The organism is Dactylosporangium sucinum, assembly GCF_014647515.1.
Classification (GTDB): domain Bacteria; phylum Actinomycetota; class Actinomycetes; order Mycobacteriales; family Micromonosporaceae; genus Dactylosporangium; species Dactylosporangium sucinum.
The window spans coordinates 18,135-36,233 of the sequence record NZ_BMPI01000047.1 but is presented as its reverse complement, the minus strand read 5'-3'; the positions used below and the strand labels follow the sequence as shown (position 1 = coordinate 36,233).

Below are 18,099 nucleotides of genomic sequence, written 5' to 3'. Positions count from 1 at the left end.
GTGCAGCCTAGGCGCGCGCCCGCATCCGGGTGCGCACGAGCAGCCCGCCGGGCACGGCCAGGAGCAGGGCCGCGGCCGCGCCGATCGGCAGCCAGGGCAGGCCGCCGTCCCGCTCGTCCGCCGTGCCACCGCCGCCGGTGTCCACGCCGCCGGCCGGCGCGGCGCCCGCGCTCGGCACGTCGGTGCGCAGCTCCGCGGTGAGGCCCTGCTTGCCGTCGATGACGATCAGCGAGTACACCGCCCCGGCCTTGAGCGAGGCGCTCACCGTCGCCGCCGAGGCGCCGCCCGGAGCGGAGAGCTTCAGCGCGAAGCGGCCCGGGTCGACGGTCTGGTAGCCGGTGGTGGTCGCGAACTGCACGCCCGAGGCGATCGTCGAGCCGCCGCTGACGGCGACGTCGAGCACGGGGTGCTTCACCGACGCCTGGACGACCCGCACCTTGGCCTTGCCGCCGTCGGGCGCGCCGAGGTCGTCGGGGATGACGCGCAGGCCGAGGTCGGCGTACTTGCCGACGCCGGCCACCGTGTAGGCCTTGCCCTCCTCGACGGTGGCCTGGGTGCTGAGGACGGGCGCGCTGTCGGCCGGAGCGCCGGGCGAGCGCATCGCCACGGCGTAGGTGCCCGGCGGCAGGGCCAGGTACTTCGAGACGACGCCGTAGCCGACGGCCGGGAACTTCTGCTGGGGCACCGCGCCGGTCACGGAGCTGAGGTACACGTCGACGGCGGGTGTGTCGGGCGAGAGGTGGGCCAGCCGGACGTAGCCGACGCCGGCGGCCGACGCCGGGGAGGCGTCGGCCAGGGTCAGCCCTAGGCCCAGGAGGGTCGCGGCGACGAGCGCCGCCAGCCGCCGTCGCCGGGGTACAACGGTCACGTTCTCTTCCCCTTGATCGAGGTGCTGAGCTCGATGTGGAGTTGCGGGTGGTGCGCACCCGCGTAGAGGAAGTGACGTGAGTAATCCCCGCGGGCACCGTAAGCACTGACCGCGGTGAGTCTGGCACGTCGTTGAGCAACGCGCCACCCACTCGGTCGGCCAGGTGTACGGTGCCGGACCGCGCAGCCCTATCGAGGAGAGCCGAAGTCCTGCGTCCAGTACCAGGGCTTGCCGGTGACGTGGTACGCGCCGACGCCGAGGTCCTTGAGCCCGCAGTTGAGGATGTTGGCGCGGTGCCCCTCACTGTTCATCCAGGCCTGCATCACCTTCTCGGGTGAATCCTGGCCCATCGCGATGTTCTCCGCCGCGCCCGACCACTTGTACCCCTCGTTCGAGATCCGCTTGGCGAAGTCCACCCCCTCGGGGGTCGTGTGCGAGAAGTACTTGCGCTGGTACATGTCCTGCGAGTGCTTGCCCGCGGCCGCGGCCAGCTTCGCGTTGAACGCGAGCGGCTTGCAGCCGGCCTTGGCCCGCTCCGCGTTGACGATCGCGAGGACCTCGGCCTCCTCGGCGGAGAAGCCGTTGCCGGAGGCCGCCGGGGCGGTGGTCTTCGGCTTGGCCGGCGGGGTCGTCTTCGTCGCGGCCGGCGCCGCCGAGCTGGGGGCGGCCGAGGCGGTGGCGCCCTCGGTCGGGGCGGCGGACATGCTGCCCGCCTCGCCCGGCGACGGGTCGCCGGCGGAGGCCGACGAGGCGGCGCCGGCCAGCGCGGACGGGTTGCCCGAGTCCTTGCCGGAGCCGCCGAGCAGGACCGAGCCGCCGAACGCGGCGGCGCCCACGACGAGCAGGGCGAGCACGCCGGCGCCGACGGCGAGGACCAGGCGGGAGGTCTTGCGATGCCGGGGGGCGTGCTCCTCCTCGGCGCCGTACGGACCGGGGCCGTAGCCCGAGCCGAAGCCGCCGTGGCCGGCGTCGCCGTAGCGCGGATCGCCGTAGCGCGGGTCGTTCTGGCCCGGGTCGCGATAGCGCGCGTCGCCGTAGCCCTGGTCGCCGTAGCCTTGGTCGCGGTAGCCCTGGTCGCGGTAGTCGCCGTAGCCGGGAGCCGAGTCGTGGCCGGCGGCGCCGTACGGCGCGTAGGGCTGGTACTGGTCCGGACGATCGTCGCCGAACGCTGACACCGGGCTCCTCCAAAGGCGTGAACCGAACCGACCGTCCCGAAGCCTAGGAGGTCGCCGGTCGCCCGGAGTGTCCGCCGATGCCGATTTAACGGCGGTCTAAGCGAAACTTATGCCGTCGGTGCGGCCGGTAGCAGCGCGCTCACGACGTGCCGCAGCACCGCCGTGGCGCCCGGCACGTCGAGGTGCAGCTCGTCGCGCCACATCGACCAGCCCGAGGACGTCACGGCCACGGTGAGCGCGTCCATGATCCGGCCCCGGCCCTCGCCGGCCGCGGCGAGCTCCGGCGCGAACAGCGTCTCGAGCTCCTCGCGGGCGGTCGCGATGTACCACGCCCGGTTGCGCCGCAGCTGGGCCGAGAACGGCTCCCGGATCCGCGCGGCCCGCGCGGCGGGGGCGATCAGCTCCAGCAGGCGGGCGCGCTGCTCGCAGTACGACGTGATCCGCTCCGGCAGCGGCAGCTCCGGCGGGACGGGGCGGAACTCCGCCACCTGCCGCTCCATGAGCCGCTCGCCGGCCGCCGCGAACAGCCGCTCCATGTCCTTGAAGTTGGTCCACAGCGCGCGCAGCGACACCCCGGCCCGCTCGGCGATCCGCTCCGCGGTCGGCTTGAGCTCGCCCTCCTCCAGCAGGGCGAGGTGCGCGTCCACGATCGCGCTGCGGGTGCGCTCGGCCCGCAGGGTCCGCCCGTCGACCCGCTGCCGCACCCCTGCGTCACTCATGACTCAGCAGCCTACGTGCCGGCGCGCCGCCGGACCCTCTACGGTGAGGTACGTGGCACTGCGCACCGTGCACGACATCGACATCGAGCTTCCGACCCTCGACCCGGGCGAGCTCGAGCTGGTCAGCGCGCCGTGGGGCGGCAACCTCAACGACGCGCATGTGCAGACCGGCCGCGCCATCCGCACCACGCTCATCGACGCCCGCCTGCGCCGGGCCCACCTGGAGAACCTCGACCTCAACGGGGTGGTCTGGGAGGACGTGACGATCAGCGGCTGCCGGTTCGACAAGGTCGACTTCACGGCGGCCCGGCTGACCGGGCTGACGCTGGAGCGGGTGCATCTCGTCAACTGCAAGCTCACCTGGGCGCACCTGTCCGAGTCGAAGCTCAGCAACGTCCTGTTCGAGGGCTGCCGGCTCGACGCGGCCACGCTCGACGACGTGACGACGGCCGGGCCGACCGGGTTCGTCGGTTGCGTGCTCGTCAACACCGTGCTGCGCGACTGCGTGCTCGACCAGGCCGCGATGCAGGGCTGCCGGCTGCGGCAGATGGCGTTCGAGAGCTGCGACCTGCGCGGGGCCGACCTGCGCGGCAACCAGCTGTCGGAGGTGAGCGGCATGAGCAGCCTGCGGGGGGTGACGATCGAGCCGGCCCAGCTGCCCGGGCTCACCGACGCGGTGATGCGGGACCTCGGCGTGATCGTGCGCGGCCCGAAGGGTTGACCCGCCAGCGCGGCCGGCGGCTGCGCAGGACCGGCCGCTCGTCGACGCAGTTGGCGGCGGCCGGCGGGCCGCCGGTGAGCAGGTCGCGCGGGTCGGCCCCGACGGCACCCTCGACCGTGGCGAACACGGCGATCGCGCTCATGCCGGCGGCGACCGGCAACCACGAGCGGATGGCCGGTGACGGGTCGGCGAGGCGCACCTCGCCGCCGCGGTCGCGCGCCAGCTCGGCGACGCTGACGAGCAGCGCCGCGCCGGCGGTGTCGCAGACGGTGACCTGCGACACGTCGAGCACCAGGCGCGGCTCGTGGGCGCCGAGGCACCCGGCCAGCACCGGCTCGACCGTCGCCACGGTCCCCTCCACCAGCAGCCCGTGCAGGGCCAGCACGACAGGTGTCCGGTCGGAACTCATCGGGTCCGACGGTACTGGGGCCGGCCGCCGGGCCACAGCGGTCACACGGCCGACCCCGCCCGGGTCACTCGTGCACCTCGGGATCGGCTATGCGTTGATCGCGTCGAGCGCCTTCTTCAGCGCCTTCGGCTCCATCGGCTTGGTCGGGGCCTTCGGGCGCAGGTCGATCATCCGCTGGCCGAGCTGCTGGAGCTGGTTGCGGCCCAGGCCCTCACGGACCTTCGGGAACCATTCGTGCTCCTCGTCCTCGACGTGGTGCAGCACGTTCTCGATGAGCACCGTGACCTTCGCGTCGAAGTGCTCGTCGTCGGGGGACATCGTGGACAACTCCAGGCACAGCAGGTCGGCGACGTGGTGCTCCTCGTACGACTCGAGGATGTCCTCCTCCAGGGCCGGCAGGAGCCGGCGCACCTCGGGGTACATCACCTCGTTCTCGAGGTACGTGTGCACCGTCAGCGCCTCGAGGATCTGGCCGACGATCGTCGACTTCTTGGCCTTGGGCCCGGCCTGGGCGGCCTGGAACTCCTTGAACAGCCGCCGCATGTTCTTGTGGTCTTCGCGCAGCAGCACGATGGCATCTGTGGACATGCCAGCGGTGTACCCGCGCGCTACCTCCTCACACTCACCACCACACCCGAGCCGAAGTCCAGCTCGGCGCTCACCAGGTCCGGGTGCTCGACGAGCGTGCGGCGCACCCCGCGCTGCGCCGCCTTGAAGTCGTCCGGCCAGCCGTCGATCTCGGTCATGTCGTCGACCACGAGCGTTCCCCGGGGATTGAGGCGCGCGATCGTACGGTCGAGCCCCTCGGTCTTCCCGCCCCGGCAGTCGGCGAAGATCAGGTCGTAGCCGTGCCCGGCCGCCCGGAGGAACTCGACGGCGTCGCCGACCCGCAGCTCGACGAACGACGGCCAGTCCCCCGTCGCGGCGACCGCCGCGGTCTGCGGGTCGAGCTCCACGCTGGTGACGGTGACGTCGGTGCGGGGCAGCAGGCCCGCGGCCAGCCAGGCGGTGCCGACACCGGCCCCGGTGCCGAGCTCCAGGACCCGGGCGCCGGGCGGGAGGGCGGCGGCCAGCGCCGCGAGCAGGCGGCCGACGGGCACCTCGCAGGACAGGCCGAAGCCGTGGGCCTCGGCCCGAACGTAGGCGTCATCGACAAGTGTCACGGGAGAGACCCTAGCGATCGAGGCGCCACGGCGCGTGCAAAGCTAGTCCCCCGTGAAGTCACTGCGGATCATCACGATCACCGCCGCGCTGCTCGCCCTCGGCGCCTGCGGCACGCCGGACACTCCCCCGCCGTCGGCCGGCAAGGACGGGTCGGAGCAGAGCGCGACCAACGCCTACGAGGTCAAGGACGACGTGAGCGTCGTGGACGTCGACAGCCAGGGCGGCACGATCAAGGTGTCCGTCGGCAGCGGGACGACGATCAAGGTGACGGAGATCCAGAAGTACCGCAGCGACAAGCCCGGCCGCAAGCAGAGCGTGGAGGGCGGCGAGCTGGTGCTCGCGTCGACCGGCTGCCCGAAGTCGGACTGCTCGATCTCGTACGAGCTGCAGATCCCGTCGACGCTCTCGCTGCGGCTCGACAGCTCGGGCGGCGCGGTCACGCTCAACGGCATGACCGGCCTCATCGACGTGTCGACGGACGGCGGGCCGCTGTCCGGCGAGGCGCTCGCCCCGCCGGAGCTCACCGCCCGCACCGGCGGCGGCCTGGTCGAGCTGACGCTGGCCCAGGCGCCGGACCGGGTCGAGGTCGACAGCGGCGGCGCGAACGTGAACCTGCGCCTGCCCGGGAGCGAGACCTACGCCCTGCAGGCCGAGCTGGAGGGCGGCAAGCAGGCGGGCACGGTGAAGATCGACGCGGGCGCCTCCCACAAGCTGCACGTCGTGACCGGCGGCGGCAACCTGACCTTCGCCTGAGCCGTCCTGCCCTGCATTGAGAGTTGACCTTGGTGACCTACCGTCGCCTGGGCAGCGGAAAACCACCAAGGTCAACTCGCCGTGCGACGGCGCGACGGCCGCGGACGACGGCGCGACGGCGGCGCGACGGCCGCGGACGTCCGGCGCGGGCGGGAGCCCGCGGGCCCTTGGGACGACGGCGACGGCAGCGTCGTGGGGCCGGTCCTTGATGGACCGGCCCCACGAGCGGTGTCTGGCGGGAGCGACGGTCGTGCGTTGCGCGGACCCGAGTCCCTATTCGATCAACGCGCTGTAGACCAGCTGGCGCAGCTGGGGGCGCAGCGGGTGGGTGCTCGACGGCAGGAGCTGGGTGAACAGGGCGACGGTGAGGCGCTCGGCCGGGTCGATCCAGAAGGCCGTGCTTGCCGCGCCGCCCCAGTAGTAGGTGCCGGGGCTGCTCCACACGCGGGCCGGCACCGGGTCGCGGACCACGGCGAAGCCCAGGCCGAAGCCGACGCCCTCGAACGTCGTCTCGGCGAACCCGCCGGTCTGCAGGGCGTCGAGGTCCACGCCGCCGGGCAGGTGGTTGCGGGTCATGAAGCCCACCGTGCGGTGGCTGAGCAGGCGCTGGCGCTGGAACGTGCCCCCGTGCAGGAGCAGCTGCATGAAGCGGTGGTAGTCGGCCGCCGTGGAGATCAGGCCGCCGCCGCCCGAGGCCATGGCCGGCGGCTCGAACGCGGCCTGGCCGACCGCGTCGAACCGGGCCGCCTTGCCGTCGGGGCCGGGCACGTAGAGCGCGGCGAGGCGGTCGGTGCCCGGCTCGACGGACCAGCAGGTGTCGGTCATGCCGAGCGGCTCCAGGATCCGCTCCCGCACGAAGTCCTGCAGGGTCTGGCCGGACCAGAGCTCGACGAGGCGGCCGAGCACGTCGGTCGAGACGCCGTAGCCCCAGCCGGCGCCGGGCTGGAACAGCAGCGGCAGCGCGGCCCAGTCGCGGCACGCCTGGGCCAGGTCGGCGCCGGGCTTGGACTGGATGTCGTAGCCGGCCTTGCGGTACAGGGCGTCGACGACCGAGGTCTGCAGGAAACCGTACGTCAGGCCGGACGTGTGCGTGAGCAGGTGCCAGACCCGGATCGGCTCGACGGCCGGCACGGTGAACGGCGCGCCGGCCGAACCCTTCTGGTACACCCGGACGTCGCCGAACTCGGGCAGCCAGCGGCTGATCGGGTCGGTGAGCTCGAAGTGCCCCTCCTCCCACAGCATCATCGCGGCGACCGAGGTGACGGGCTTGGTCATCGAGTAGATGCGCCACTGGGTGCCGGGCTCGACCGGCAGGCCGGCCTCGGCGTCGCGCTGACCGTAGACGCTGCTGTGCGCCACCCGGCCGTCGCGCGCGACGACGATGTGCCATCCGGCCAGCCGGCCGTCGTCGACGTAGCGGGCGAAGTGGGTGTCCAGCCGGGCCAGTCGCTTGGCGTCGAAACCGGCCTGCTCCGGCGCCACCTCAACGTCGATGCTCACCCGCGAACTGTAGCCCTTAGACGGCCAGCTGCTCGGCGCCCTGGACCACCCGGTCCACGAATCCGTAGTCGACCGCCTCCGGGGCGGTGAACCAGCGGTCGCGGTCGGAGTCGGCCGCGATCTGCTCCTCGGTCTGGCCGGTGTGCTCGGCGATGAGCCGCTGCACCGTGCGCTTGGTGTGCAGCATCTGCTCGGCCTGGATGGCGATGTCCGCCGCCGTGCCGCCGATGCCGCCGGAGGGCTGGTGCATCATGACCCGCGAGTGGGGCAGCGCATACCGCTTGCCGGGCGTGCCCGCGCTGAGCAGGAACTGCCCCATCGACGCGGCCATGCCCATGACCACGGTCGACACGTCGTTGCGGATGAACCGCATGGTGTCGTAGATGGCCAGGCCCGAGTGCACGGCCCCGCCGGGTGAGTTGATCCAGAAGCTGATGTCCTTCTCCGGGTCCTCGGCGGCGAGCAGGATGAGCTGGCCGCAGATGCGGTTGGCGCTCTCGTCGTTCACCTCGCTGCCGAGCACGATGATGCGCTTGCTGAGCAGGCGCTCGAAGACGGCGCTGTCGAATGGGATGTCAGTGTCGGCCATCGGTGGCTCCTTCCCGGGTCCTGCCTACGACGGTATGGACACCGACCGCCGTTGAGATCCCCGGTTCGCTGAGAGCGTGTTCGCTCTCAGCGTGCCTCCTCGATGATCGGCCGGATGGCGTCGAGCACCGCCGGGTCCTCGATGGTCGACGGCACCGGCTCGTCCCGGCCGGCGGCGATGCCCCGCATGGTCTTGCGCAGGATCTTGCCGGACCGGGTCTTCGGCAGCGCCGGCACCACCCGGACGCTCTTGAGGGAGGCGACCGCGCCGATCCGCTCGCGCACCATGGCGACCAGCTCGTCGGTGAGGGAGTCGCTCGCCTCGGCGCCGGCCTTGAGGACCACGAAGCCGCGCGGCACCTGCCCCTTGAGCGGGTCGTCCACGCCGATCACCGCGCACTCGGCGACCGCCGGGTGGGCGGCGAGCACCTCCTCCATCGACCCGGTCGACAGCCGGTGCCCGGCGACGTTGATGACGTCGTCGGTGCGGCCCATGACGTACAGGTACCCGTCCTCGTCGAACCGCCCGCCGTCGCCGGTGAGGTAGTAGCCCGGGAAGGCGCTGAGGTAGGACGCGACGTACCGCTCGTCGTCGTTCCACAGGGTCGGCAGGCAGCCGGGCGGCAGCGGCAGCCGGATCGCGATCGTCCCGTCCTCGCCGGCCTGCGCCGGTTCGCCGTCCGGGCGCAGCACCCGTACGTCGAAGCCGGGCACCGGGACCGAGGGCGAGCCGGGCCTGGTCGGCAGCGCCTCCAGGCCGAGCGGGTCGGCGGCGACGGGCCAGCCGGTCTCGGTCTGCCACCAGTGGTCGACGACGGGCACGCCCAGGCGGGCGCCGGCCCAGTGGTACGTCTCCGGGTCGAGCCGCTCCCCCGCCAGGAACAACGCCCGCAGCGAGGGCATCGCGCCGACGAGGCGCCCGTCGGGGTCCTCCTTGCGGATCGCCCGGATCGCGGTGGGCGCGGTGAAGAGCACGTTGACGCCGTGGTCGGCGACGACCCGCCAGAAGGCGCCGGCGTCGGGGGTGCCGACGGGCTTTCCCTCGTACAGCACGGTCGTGGCCCCGGCGAGCAGGGGCGCATACACGATGTAGGAGTGGCCGACCACCCACCCGACGTCGGACGCGGCCCAGAAGACGTCGCCCGGCCCGACCGCGTAGACGTTGGCCATCGACCAGACGAGCGCGACGGCGTGCCCGCCGTTGTCCCGCACGATACCCTTCGGCCGGCCGGTCGTCCCGGAGGTGTAGAGCACGTACAGCGGGTCGGTCGCGGCCACCGGCACGCAGTCCACGGCGGCGGCGTTCGCGATCGCGTCGTCCCAGGTCAGCTCGTGCTCGCGGAGCTCCGCCTTCGCCTGCTCGCGCTGCAGGACGACGACCCGGCCGGGCCGGTGCGCGGCCTCCGCCAGCGCGGCGTCGAGCAGCGGCTTGTACTCCACGACCCGCTTGGCCTCGATCCCGCACGACGTGGCGACGACGACCTTGGGCCGCGCGTCGTCGATGCGGGCGGCGAGCTCCTTGGGCCCGAACCCGCCGAAGACCACGGAGTGCACCGCCCCGAGCCGCGCGCAGGCGAGCATGGCGATGACGGCCTCGGGCACCATGGCCATGTACAGCACGACCCGGTCCCCCTTGCCCACGCCGAGCGCGCGGAGCGCTCCGGCGAAGCGGGCCACCTCGTCGCGGAGGGCTTCGAAGGTGTACCGCCGCAGCCTCCCGGTGACGGGGCTGTCGTAGATGAGCGCCGTCTGGTGGCCGCGCCCGTTGGCGACGTGCCGGTCGAGGGCGTTGTGGCAGGTGTTGAGCTCGGCGTCGGGGTACCACCGGTAGAACGGCGGCCGGTCGGCGTCGAGCACCCGGAACGGCATACGGTCCCAGTCGACCCCGGCCGCGGCGGCCCGCCAGAACCCGTCGGGGTCGGCGAGGCTCCGCTCGTACGTCTCGCGATAGGCGCCCATCCACTGATCCTCCGCCTTCGCCGGCGGTTTGCGCCCTCCCACGACCCCCCGATTTCCCACCCCGCCCAGCGCCTGTCAGCTGGCCGCTCTGCGGGGGGCGGATATGTCAGGCGCGCAGCGCCGGACATATCCGACATTTCGGTTATGTCGGCGTGCGCAAATGGCGGCGAGGGGCGGGGCACGCCATGATCGTGGGAAGGATCTGGCTGTCATGGCAACCAGAACTCTCCCTCGATCATGAGGCGACCTCAGCGAAGCGGCCGAGCCGACACGCCACCCCGGGCGGGCGCGCGGAGTGCGGGTCGCGAGCGAGGCGCAAGCCGGAGGCGGCGTCCGGGTCGCAGGCGGCATCCGGGTCGCGGCCGCCGGAATGAGGCGGCGCGCTGGCAAGAGCGGCTGGGAGGAGACGGCATCACTCAACGGAGGGCTGGGACGACACGGCGCAGCACAGCGGAGCGGCTGGGACGGGGCGGCGCCGACGGCGGAGCGGCCAGCCTGGAGACGTTGGTCGATCTACCCTCACGTTGATCGGCTCACGTGAGGGTAGATCGACCAACGTCTCAGCGATGGTCGCGGACGCGGCCCCCGCCGGCAGTGCAGCGGAGCGGGCGGAGCGGCGCAGGGCGGAGCGGGGCAGGGCGGAGCGGGGCAGGGCGGAGCGGGGCAGGGCGGAGCGGGGCAGGGCGGCGCGGGGCAGGGCGGCGCGGGGCGGAGCGGCGCAGGGCGGAGCGGGGCAGAGCGGAGCGGAGCGGAGCAGGGCGGGGCGGAGCGGAGCGGGGCAGGGCGGAGCGGAGCGGGGCAGAGCGGAGCGGAGCGGAGCAGGGCGGAGCGGGGCAGGGCGGAGCGGAGCGGAGCAGGGCGGAGCGGGGCAGGGCGGAGCGGAGCGGAGCAGGGCGGAGCGGAGCGGAGCAGGGCAGGGCGGGGCGGAGCAGGCGGGGCCGTCAGGTGGTGGTGGCGCTTGCCAGGCCGGCCGGGGCGTTGGACAACGCCGTCTGGATGGCCGCGACCAGGGCCAGCGCCGCCTCCTCGGTCAGCTCCACCGCCACCCGCGCGGCGGGGCCCAGGGACGGGTTGGCGAAGTCGATGTTCAGCGTGTGGGCGAACGGGGCGTGGACGGGGTGGTCGACGTACACGGCGGCTCGGGTCAGCGGGAACCAGCCCTCGGCTCCCTTGCCGGAGCCCTCCAGGTCGGCCGTCTCGGTCTCGTACGTGCACACGTCAGGCTCCCAGGTGGCGGTCGAAGAAGGAGAAGATGCGCTGCCAGCCGTCCACGGCCGCGGCCGGGCGGTAGCTCGGGCGGTCGACCGAGAAGAAGCCGTGGCCCGCGTCCGGGTAGCTGTAGTACTCGAAGGACTTGCCGTGCTGGACGAGCTCGGCCGCCAGCTCGGCCACCTCGGCCGGGGACGGGAACTTGTCGTCGTCGCCGAACAGGCCCAGGACCGGGCAGCGCACGTCCGGCAGGCGGTCGCGGATCGGGCGGGCCCGCAGGGCCGACGTCGACGGCGGCGGCTCCAGGGCGAACGCGCCGTAGCAGTCCACGGCCGCGTCCACCGGGGTCGCCGTCGACGCCAGCAGGGCCTGGCGGCCGCCGGAGCAGTGGCCGATGACGCCGACCATGCCGTTCGCCGAGTCGAGGGCGCGCAGCGCCTCGGCGGCGGTGGTGACGTCGCGGATGATCTGCTCGTCCGGGATGCCGCCCTGGGCGCGGACGAAGGCAGCGGCGTCGTCGGGGGCGGCGCCGGGGGCCTCGCGCCAGTACAGGTTGGGGCAGATCGCCGAGTAGCCGTGCACGGCGAACCGGCGGACCATCTCCTTGGTGGCCTCGTCGTAGCCGGGCAGGTGGTGGATCACCACCACGCCGGGATACCTGCCGGGGCCGAGCGGGCGTGCCTGGTACGCCTGGATCTGCTCGGCGCCGATCGACACCGTCTCGGCGCGGATCGCATCTGACATGGCGGCTCTCCGGTGTGCGAGATGTGCTTAGCCCGGCTAACCATATCTCGCGCACCGGAGCGCCGGGTCATGCCCGGGGAGCTACACGCGGCCCGGCTCCAGGCGGCGCAGGGCCAGCCGGGCCAGGCCGATCAGCGCGCCGATCTGCACGAGCAGGATCAGCACGGACCGCCACCAGGCGCCGGTCGTGTGCGCCCACAGCGAGTCCTTGAACGGGATCATCGACTGCAGGTCGACGGTCGACGCGCCCGCCGCGAGGCCCCAGCGGGTCGGGAAGAGCCAGGAGATCTGCTCCAGCACCGTCTGGCCGTCGAGCTCGAACAGGCCGCCGGACAGCACGAGCTGGGCCATCACCACGACGACGAGGACCGGGGTGGTCTGCTCGGTGGTCTTGGCCAGGGCGCTGACCAGCAGGCCGAACGCCATCGACGCGAGGGCGACCAGGGCGACCGGGACGGTGATCTCGAGCAGCCAGTGCTCGGAGAAGATCAGCGGGTCCTTCGGCTCCTTCTTGCCGAGCAGCGCGAGCCAGGTGAACAGCGCCGTCTGCACGATGATGATGAGCGAGAAGACGAAGACCTTCGAGGCGAGGTACGCCCCCGCCGACAGGCCCACGGCCCGCTCGCGCTTGTAGATCGTCGACTCGTTGACGATCTCCCGGATGGCGGCGGCCGTGCCGAGGAACGCGGCGCCGACGGCGAGCACGACGAGCAACCGCTGGGCCTCCAGGCTGAACCGGGTGGCGCCGGGCGCCAGGCCGTTCTCCCCCGGCACGGTGCGGGTGAGCAGCGCGAGGGCGAGCGGCAGGCCGAGCATGAACAGCGCGAAGCCGCGGTCGGCGCCGATCACCCAGAACATCCGCAGGCACAGGGTGAGGAACTGGCGCAGCGGCGCCGCGGGGTGCACGACCCGGCTGCGCAGCGAGGCGCCGCCGAGCTTGACCCGGGCCCGCCCGACGGCGGCGCCTCCCCGCCCGGTGCCACCCGCGGCCGAGATCGTCATGCCGGAACCGGCCGCCGCCGGGTCGCCGGCCGGGCGTGGCGGCATGGCCTGCTCGTCCGTCGGCGAGTCACCGGGCGTGCCGGACCCGCCGGCCGCGGCCGGGCGCGGCGGAAGCTGCTGCTCGGCCGTCGAGGCGCCGTCCGGGTCCGCGCTGGTCGCGCCTCCGGAAGCGGCGGTACCGCCAGCAGGCGCTCCCGCAGCGACGCCCACGGGAGTGCGGGGCAGCGGCACCGTCGCCCGGTCGATCACGGCCGGCTTCGGCGGCGGCGCCTCGGCGACCTGCTCGGTGACGTACCGCGCGTAGAGGTCCGACCCACGGTACCTGCGCACCCAGTGCTCGGCGTTGCTCGTGACCTCGCGGAAGACCTTGGCGTAGTCCTCGGCGCCGAAGAAGTCCAGCAGCTCGCCGGGCGGTCCGAAGTACCCCATGCGACCGCCCACCGTCAGCACGAGCACCCGGTCGCAGAGGTCGAGGTGCATCACGTTGTGCGTCACCACGGCGACCGTCCGGCCCTTGTCGGCCAGCTCGCGCAGCTCCTCCATGACCTCCTTGTCGAGCGCCGGGTCGAGGCCGGAGGTGGGCTCGTCGAGGAAGAGCAGGGAGGGCTCGGTGAGCAGCTCCAGCGCCACCGACACCCGCTTGCGCTGGCCGCCGGACAGGTTGTCGATGCGCTGCTTGGCCCGCTCGGTGAGGTTCAGCGTGTTGAGCACCTCGGCCACCCGCTCGCTCCGCTCGCGGCGGGGCACGTCGTCGGCGAAGCGCAGGGCGGCCGCGAAGCGCAGGGCCCGGCGGACGGTGAGCTGGCGGTGCAGGACGTCGTCCTGCGGGACCATGCCGATGCGGTACCGCAGCTCCGCGTAGTCGGCGTAGAGGTCGCGCCCGTCGTAGCGGACCGTGCCCTGGGTCGCCGGCCGCAGCCCGGCGACCGCCTTGACCAGGGTGGACTTGCCACAGCCGGAGGGGCCGATCACGGCGAGCAGGCTGCCCTCGGACAGCGCGAAGCTGACGTCGTCGAGCAGCGTGGCGTCGCCGATGCGCACGGTGAGGTCGTCGGCGATGAGCGACGACGGGCCGCCGTCCTCGAACTCGTGGAGGCGGGCGCCGTCGAAGATGAACTCGTGCCGGCCGACCGAGATCATGTCGCCGGGCTGGAGGACCTGGCGGGTGACCTGCTTGCCGTTGTGGAACGTGCCGTTGCGGCTGCCGAGGTCGACCACCTCGTAGCCGCCGGAGGGCAGGCGGCGCAGCTCGGCATGGTTGCGCGAGGTGCGCAGGTCGGCCAGGACCACGTCGTTGTCGTCGCCGCGGCCGAGCCGCACGAGGGCGCCGGCCTCGTGCCGGCTGACCTCCCGGCTCGGGGGCGGCGGCGGGGCGGCCACCTGCTCGGTGACGGTGACCTTCCGGAACCGCACGGCCGGGCCGTCGGCCGCACCGAGGTGCACCTCGCCGCCGTCGGTGGCGGCGATGTACGCCGCCTTCTCCCCCTTGACGAAGGTCCCGTTGCGGCTCTCCAGGTCCCGCAGGAACCAGCCGTCGGTGTTCCAGATCACCTCGGCGTGCCGCCGGGAGATGAGGGTGCCCTCGACCACCAGGTCGTTGGCGGCGTCGCGGCCGATGGTGACCGTGTCGTCGGGGCGGACCAGCGCCTTGGCCGAGCCGCTGGTCACCTCCAGCACGGTGAGCTCGCGGGTCACTGTCTGCTGATCGATGTCCGCCACGGGCCTCATCATGCCGCGCGGGTGTGATCGCGGACAGCCGGGGTCAGTCCCGGTCCCGGGCGATCTCCTCCGCCATGGCGCCGACCAGCGCCGGCAGGACGCCGGGCTCGATCCCGTCCGGGACGACCCGGCCGTCGACCAGCGCCCCGGCGGCGGCCGACCAGTTCGCGACCGGCTGGCCGGGCGGCACCGCGCCGGCCATGAGGTGCGCGGCCTCGACGATCGCGCCGAGGAGCGCGTCGCGGGCCGGCGGGCGGTGCCCGGGGTCCTGCGGCAGCCCGGCCTGCAGGCGCCGCTGGGCGGCGTCCCGGGCGGGCTGGTCGAGCAGCAGCTCGCGGCGGCCCATCCCGAGGAAGACGGTGCCGGCGTGCCGGAGCCGTCCGGCCGCGGTGAGCCGGTCGAGCCACGGGTCGAGCCGCCCGTGGTGCTCCCGCCGGATGATCTTGCGCAGCTCGCGGTACGGGGGCAGCGGCTGCCAGGAGAGCACCGCGGGCACGAACTCGGCGGCTCGCAGCGCGTGCCGGATGCCGGGGTGCGCGAGCAGGTTGCGCGGTTCGGTCGCGTGCACGGCGAGCATGAGGATGTCGTCGCCGAGCGCGGGCACGGTGGTCGTCGAGGTCACCCGGCCACCGTAGGGAGCGGGGCGAACCCGGGAAATCACGAACCGGCGACCGATGTATCAGGAAGGCGACTCGGCCCCTCTCGTTTTCCGTAGCAGGTGAGGAGGGGTGGATGGCACCAGCGGAGCAGTGGCGGACCCGCCGCGCCCGGCGCCTCGCCGGGGTGTCGTGGGTGCGCCGCGAGACCCGGGCGGACGGTAGCCCGGTGCGGTTCGTCGCCGACGAGCTGCTGGTGCTCGACGACCACTTCGCCACCGCCCGGCAGGCGTTCGTGGAGCAGGGCCTCGCCGCGCGGGACGTCATCGAGGAGGGGGACGTCCCGAGCGGCTTCCGGCGGGTCCGGGTGCCGGGCCTGGACGTGGCGCGAGCCGCGCGCCGGGTCCGGGTGCAGGCCGAGGCGGCCGGTGACACCCGGGTCGCCGCCGGGCCCAACCACGTGTTCGTCGCCGCGGCGTTCGAGCACGCCGGGGCCTACGGGCCGCCCCGACCGGCACCGCCGGGCCGGCTCGCCGAGCCGGACGGGACGGCCGAGCAGGTGGGGGTGCTCGTGCTGGACACCGGCGTCTGGCTGAACAGCCCGCTGCCCAAGGACCGGTATGTCGCCGACGAGCCGTCCGACGGCGACGTCGACGACGACGGGGTGGCGGACGGGGACGCGGGCCATGCCAACTTCGTCGCGGGGGTCCTGCTGGGCCGGTCGCGGCAGGTGCGGCCGCGGTTGATGAAGATCGTCGACACGTTCGGGGTGTGCCGGGAGACCGACCTGGTGGCGGGCCTCCGGCAGGCGGACGACTATCAGCTCATCAACCTGTCCCTCGGGGGGTACACGCTCGACGACCGGCCGCCGGTGCTGCTCACGGCGGCCCTGACCCGGCTGCTCACCACGGGTGACCGGGTGGTCGTCGCCGCGGCCGGCAACGACGGGCAGCACAACCGGCCGTTCTGGCCGGCCGCGTACGCGGGGACCAGCGCGCCGTGGCGGCGGCGTGTGGTCGCCGTCGCGGCGCACGACGGGAGGCGGATCTGCGAGTGGTCGAACTCGGGCACGTGGATCACGGTGGCGGCGCCGGGAGCCGACGTCACCAGCACGTTCGTCGACCACGAACGGTTTCCGGAAGGCTGGGCGCGGTGGAGCGGCACGTCGTTCGCCGCGCCGTACGTCACGGCGGCGATCGCCGACGCGTTGCCGGCGGCCGGATCGGCGCGGCTGGCCGCGGAGGCGGTCATGGCCGGGGCCGACCGGCGGTACGGCCGCTACCCGGGGCTGGGCTGACCGTGATGCATCACACCAGGGGGAGGGGGGTGACGGGGTGCGGCACGCTGGTCGCCGCATCCCGTCACCCCGGGGGCGCGATGCTACCCTTCGGGACCATGGCCGAGCCTGACAACGCTGCTACGTTGCGTGCCGCTGCCAGCGGGAATCAGCAGGCCTGGGAGTCCATTGTGGACCGATATGCCAACCTGGTCTGGTCGGTCGCGCGCAGTTTCGGGCTGGGCCAGTCCGACGCCGCCGACGTGAGCCAGGGCACCTGGCTGCGGCTCGTCGAGCACGTCGGCGACATCCGCGACGCCGACAAGCTCGGCTCCTGGCTGGCCACCACCGCGCGCCGCGAGGCGATCGCGCTGCTGCGCAAGAGCGGCCGCGACGTCCCGGCCGGCGCCGCCGCCGACTTCGTCGGCCACCTCGGGGCCCAGCTGGGCCTTGACCAGAGCGCCGACGAGCCCGACGCGGGCGTGCTGCGCGACGAGCGCGACGCCGTGCTCTGGCACGAGTTCCGCGCGCTGTCCGGCCAGTGCCAGCAGTTGCTGCGCGTGCTCATCGCCGATCCGCCGCCGAGCTACGCCGAGGTGTCGGCCGCGCTCGACGTGCCGATCGGCAGCATCGGTCCGACCCGCCAGCGCTGCCTGGGCACGCTGCGCCGACGATTGGCGGCTTCCATATGACGCGCTGCTGCTGGGCAGGGCCGACCCGATGATCGGGGAGGAAGAGGTGCTGAGCTCATTGCGTGAGATCGCCGGCCGGCAGGACCCGGTGCCACCGGCCGTCCTGGCCGCCGCCCGGGCCAGCCTGGCCTGGCGCAACCTGGACTCCGAGCTGGCCGGACTGGTCCGCGACTCGCTGGAGACCCGGCTGATCGCCGTGCGGGGCGGCGGCCCGCGGCTGCTGACCTTCCTGGGCGGCGCGCTGACCATCGACGTGCAGGTGACGTCGCGCGACGGCACGGTCGAGGTGGTCGGCGAGCTGGACCCGGCGCGGCCGGCGAAGGTCGTGGTCGAGTCGCCGGCGGGCACCGTGGAGACGGCGGCCGACCAGCAGGGCCGGTTCAAGGTGTCCGGGGTGGCCTCGGGTCCGGTCCGGCTGCGCTGCGAGCCGCGGGACGAGGGCGCGTTCGCGCCGGTCCGCACGGAATGGGTGCAGTTGTAGATCTTTCGCCACGAGGCGGACACTTCCGGCGGTACCGTGCGAGGCAAGTGTCGCGACGTCGCGAGGAGTCCGCCATGCCCATCGATCACGTGCAGATCGTGTCCATCCCGGTGAGCGACCAGGACCGTGCGCGGGACTTCTACGTCAACGCGCTCGACTGGGAGCTCGTGAGCGACAACGACGAGGGCGACCGGCGCTGGGTCGAGGTCGCCCCGCGGCACGGCCAGACGTCGTTCACGCTCGTCACCTGGTTCGACTCGATGCCGGCGGGGTCGATGCGCGGCATCGTGCTCGACACGGACGACATCGAGCACACGTACCAGGATCTCGCCGAGCGCGGGATCATCTTCGAGGGCCCGATCGAGGAGGGCCCGTTCTCCCGGCTGGCGACGTTCAACGACCCCGACGGCAACGCGTTCGTGCTGCACCAGCTGTACCACCCGCGCAGCCGCGGCGGCCGGGTGTTGAGCTATCCGGCGGCAGGCTAAGCTACCCGCCGGCAGGGCCGTAGCGCAGAGGTCGTC

The 18,099-nt window shown here is 73.4% G+C and carries 19 protein-coding genes and 1 tRNA gene (1 of these 20 cut by a window edge); 7 read left to right on the top strand and 13 right to left on the bottom strand.

The genetic code is table 11. The features are described 5' to 3' along the window. Positions 1-7: 7 nt before the first annotated feature. The 3 genes from IEZ31_RS37365 to IEZ31_RS37355 form a co-directional block, all read right to left on the bottom strand. On the bottom strand, positions 8-868 hold the full coding sequence (locus IEZ31_RS37365) for a DUF4397 domain-containing protein (RefSeq protein WP_190254818.1): 861 nt from the start codon (positions 866-868) through the stop codon (positions 8-10). A 188-nt stretch (positions 869-1,056) separates the two neighbouring features. Beyond that, entirely contained in the window at positions 1,057-2,043 is a 987-nt protein-coding gene (locus IEZ31_RS37360) for a CAP domain-containing protein (protein ID WP_190254817.1), read from the bottom strand. 107 nt (positions 2,044-2,150) lie between these two features. Further along, on the bottom strand, positions 2,151-2,762 hold the full coding sequence (locus IEZ31_RS37355) for a TetR/AcrR family transcriptional regulator (protein WP_190254816.1): 612 nt from the start codon (positions 2,760-2,762) through the stop codon (positions 2,151-2,153). Positions 2,763-2,814: 52 nt separating this feature from the next. Here IEZ31_RS37355 and IEZ31_RS37350 point away from each other — a divergent pair, with 52 nt between their 5' ends. Continuing rightward, the gene (locus IEZ31_RS37350; RefSeq protein ID WP_190254815.1) at positions 2,815-3,483 is read left to right on the top strand and encodes a pentapeptide repeat-containing protein; all 669 of its coding nucleotides are present in this window, start codon (positions 2,815-2,817) and stop codon (positions 3,481-3,483) included. Here IEZ31_RS37350 and IEZ31_RS37345 read toward each other — a convergent pair. The 3 genes from IEZ31_RS37345 to IEZ31_RS37335 all read right to left on the bottom strand — a co-directional run bounded on the left by IEZ31_RS37345 (position 3,428) and on the right by IEZ31_RS37335 (position 5,055). Next, positions 3,428-3,892, bottom strand: a complete 465-nt coding sequence (locus IEZ31_RS37345; protein ID WP_190254814.1) for an STAS domain-containing protein — start codon at positions 3,890-3,892, stop codon at positions 3,428-3,430. The two genes, IEZ31_RS37350 and IEZ31_RS37345, sit on opposite strands and share 56 nt — an antisense overlap. 87 nt (positions 3,893-3,979) lie before the next feature. Continuing rightward, entirely contained in the window at positions 3,980-4,480 is a 501-nt protein-coding gene (locus IEZ31_RS37340; RefSeq protein WP_190254813.1) for a hemerythrin domain-containing protein, read from the bottom strand. Between the two features lie 20 nt (positions 4,481-4,500). Continuing rightward, entirely contained in the window at positions 4,501-5,055 is a 555-nt protein-coding gene (locus IEZ31_RS37335) for an O-methyltransferase (protein WP_190254812.1), read from the bottom strand. Between the two features lie 52 nt (positions 5,056-5,107). Here IEZ31_RS37335 and IEZ31_RS37330 point away from each other — a divergent pair, with 52 nt between their 5' ends. Further along, positions 5,108-5,809: a DUF4097 family beta strand repeat-containing protein gene (locus tag IEZ31_RS37330; RefSeq protein WP_190254811.1), complete on the top strand. Its 702-nt coding sequence runs from the start codon at positions 5,108-5,110 to the stop codon at positions 5,807-5,809. 273 nt (positions 5,810-6,082) lie between these two features. Here IEZ31_RS37330 and IEZ31_RS37325 read toward each other — a convergent pair whose 3' ends face one another. The 7 genes from IEZ31_RS37325 to IEZ31_RS37295 form a co-directional block, all read right to left on the bottom strand. After that, entirely contained in the window at positions 6,083-7,309 is a 1,227-nt protein-coding gene (locus tag IEZ31_RS37325) for a serine hydrolase domain-containing protein (RefSeq protein WP_190254810.1), read from the bottom strand. Between the two features lie 16 nt (positions 7,310-7,325). Further along, positions 7,326-7,898, bottom strand: coding sequence for an ATP-dependent Clp protease proteolytic subunit (locus IEZ31_RS37320; protein WP_190254809.1), 573 nt, complete (start codon positions 7,896-7,898; stop codon positions 7,326-7,328). 86 nt (positions 7,899-7,984) lie between these two features. Further along, on the bottom strand, positions 7,985-9,856 hold the full coding sequence (locus IEZ31_RS37315) for an AMP-binding protein (RefSeq protein ID WP_190254808.1): 1,872 nt from the start codon (positions 9,854-9,856) through the stop codon (positions 7,985-7,987). Between the two features lie 941 nt (positions 9,857-10,797). Then, on the bottom strand, positions 10,798-11,073 hold the full coding sequence (locus IEZ31_RS37310) for a DUF6295 family protein (protein WP_190254807.1): 276 nt from the start codon (positions 11,071-11,073) through the stop codon (positions 10,798-10,800). A 1-nt stretch (position 11,074) separates the two neighbouring features. Further along, positions 11,075-11,809: a dienelactone hydrolase family protein gene (locus IEZ31_RS37305; RefSeq protein WP_190254806.1), complete on the bottom strand. Its 735-nt coding sequence runs from the start codon at positions 11,807-11,809 to the stop codon at positions 11,075-11,077. An 81-nt stretch (positions 11,810-11,890) separates the two neighbouring features. Continuing rightward, positions 11,891-14,530 carry an ATP-binding cassette domain-containing protein gene (locus IEZ31_RS37300; protein ID WP_190254805.1) on the bottom strand — a complete coding sequence of 880 codons (2,640 nt, stop codon included), beginning with the start codon at positions 14,528-14,530 and terminating at the stop codon, positions 11,891-11,893. Between the two features lie 43 nt (positions 14,531-14,573). Further along, positions 14,574-15,152, bottom strand: a complete 579-nt coding sequence (locus IEZ31_RS37295; protein ID WP_190254804.1) for a hypothetical protein — start codon at positions 15,150-15,152, stop codon at positions 14,574-14,576. Positions 15,153-15,262: 110 nt separating this feature from the next. On the opposite strand from IEZ31_RS37295, the gene IEZ31_RS37290 reads away from it, so the two are divergent. From IEZ31_RS37290 to IEZ31_RS37270, 5 genes are all read left to right on the top strand, one after another. Next, positions 15,263-16,423, top strand: a complete 1,161-nt coding sequence (locus tag IEZ31_RS37290; RefSeq protein WP_190254803.1) for a S8 family peptidase — start codon at positions 15,263-15,265, stop codon at positions 16,421-16,423. Positions 16,424-16,503: 80 nt separating this feature from the next. After that, complete coding sequence (locus IEZ31_RS37285; RefSeq protein ID WP_268241721.1) at positions 16,504-17,094, top strand: RNA polymerase sigma factor; 591 nt, start codon at positions 16,504-16,506, stop codon at positions 17,092-17,094. Between the two features lie 28 nt (positions 17,095-17,122). Further along, positions 17,123-17,575: a hypothetical protein gene (locus IEZ31_RS37280; RefSeq protein WP_190254801.1), complete on the top strand. Its 453-nt coding sequence runs from the start codon at positions 17,123-17,125 to the stop codon at positions 17,573-17,575. 74 nt (positions 17,576-17,649) lie between these two features. Next, positions 17,650-18,063, top strand: a complete 414-nt coding sequence (locus IEZ31_RS37275; RefSeq protein ID WP_190254800.1) for a VOC family protein — start codon at positions 17,650-17,652, stop codon at positions 18,061-18,063. 13 nt (positions 18,064-18,076) lie between these two features. Further along, positions 18,077-18,099: transfer RNA gene (locus IEZ31_RS37270), tRNA-OTHER, on the top strand; it runs 107 nt beyond the window's last position.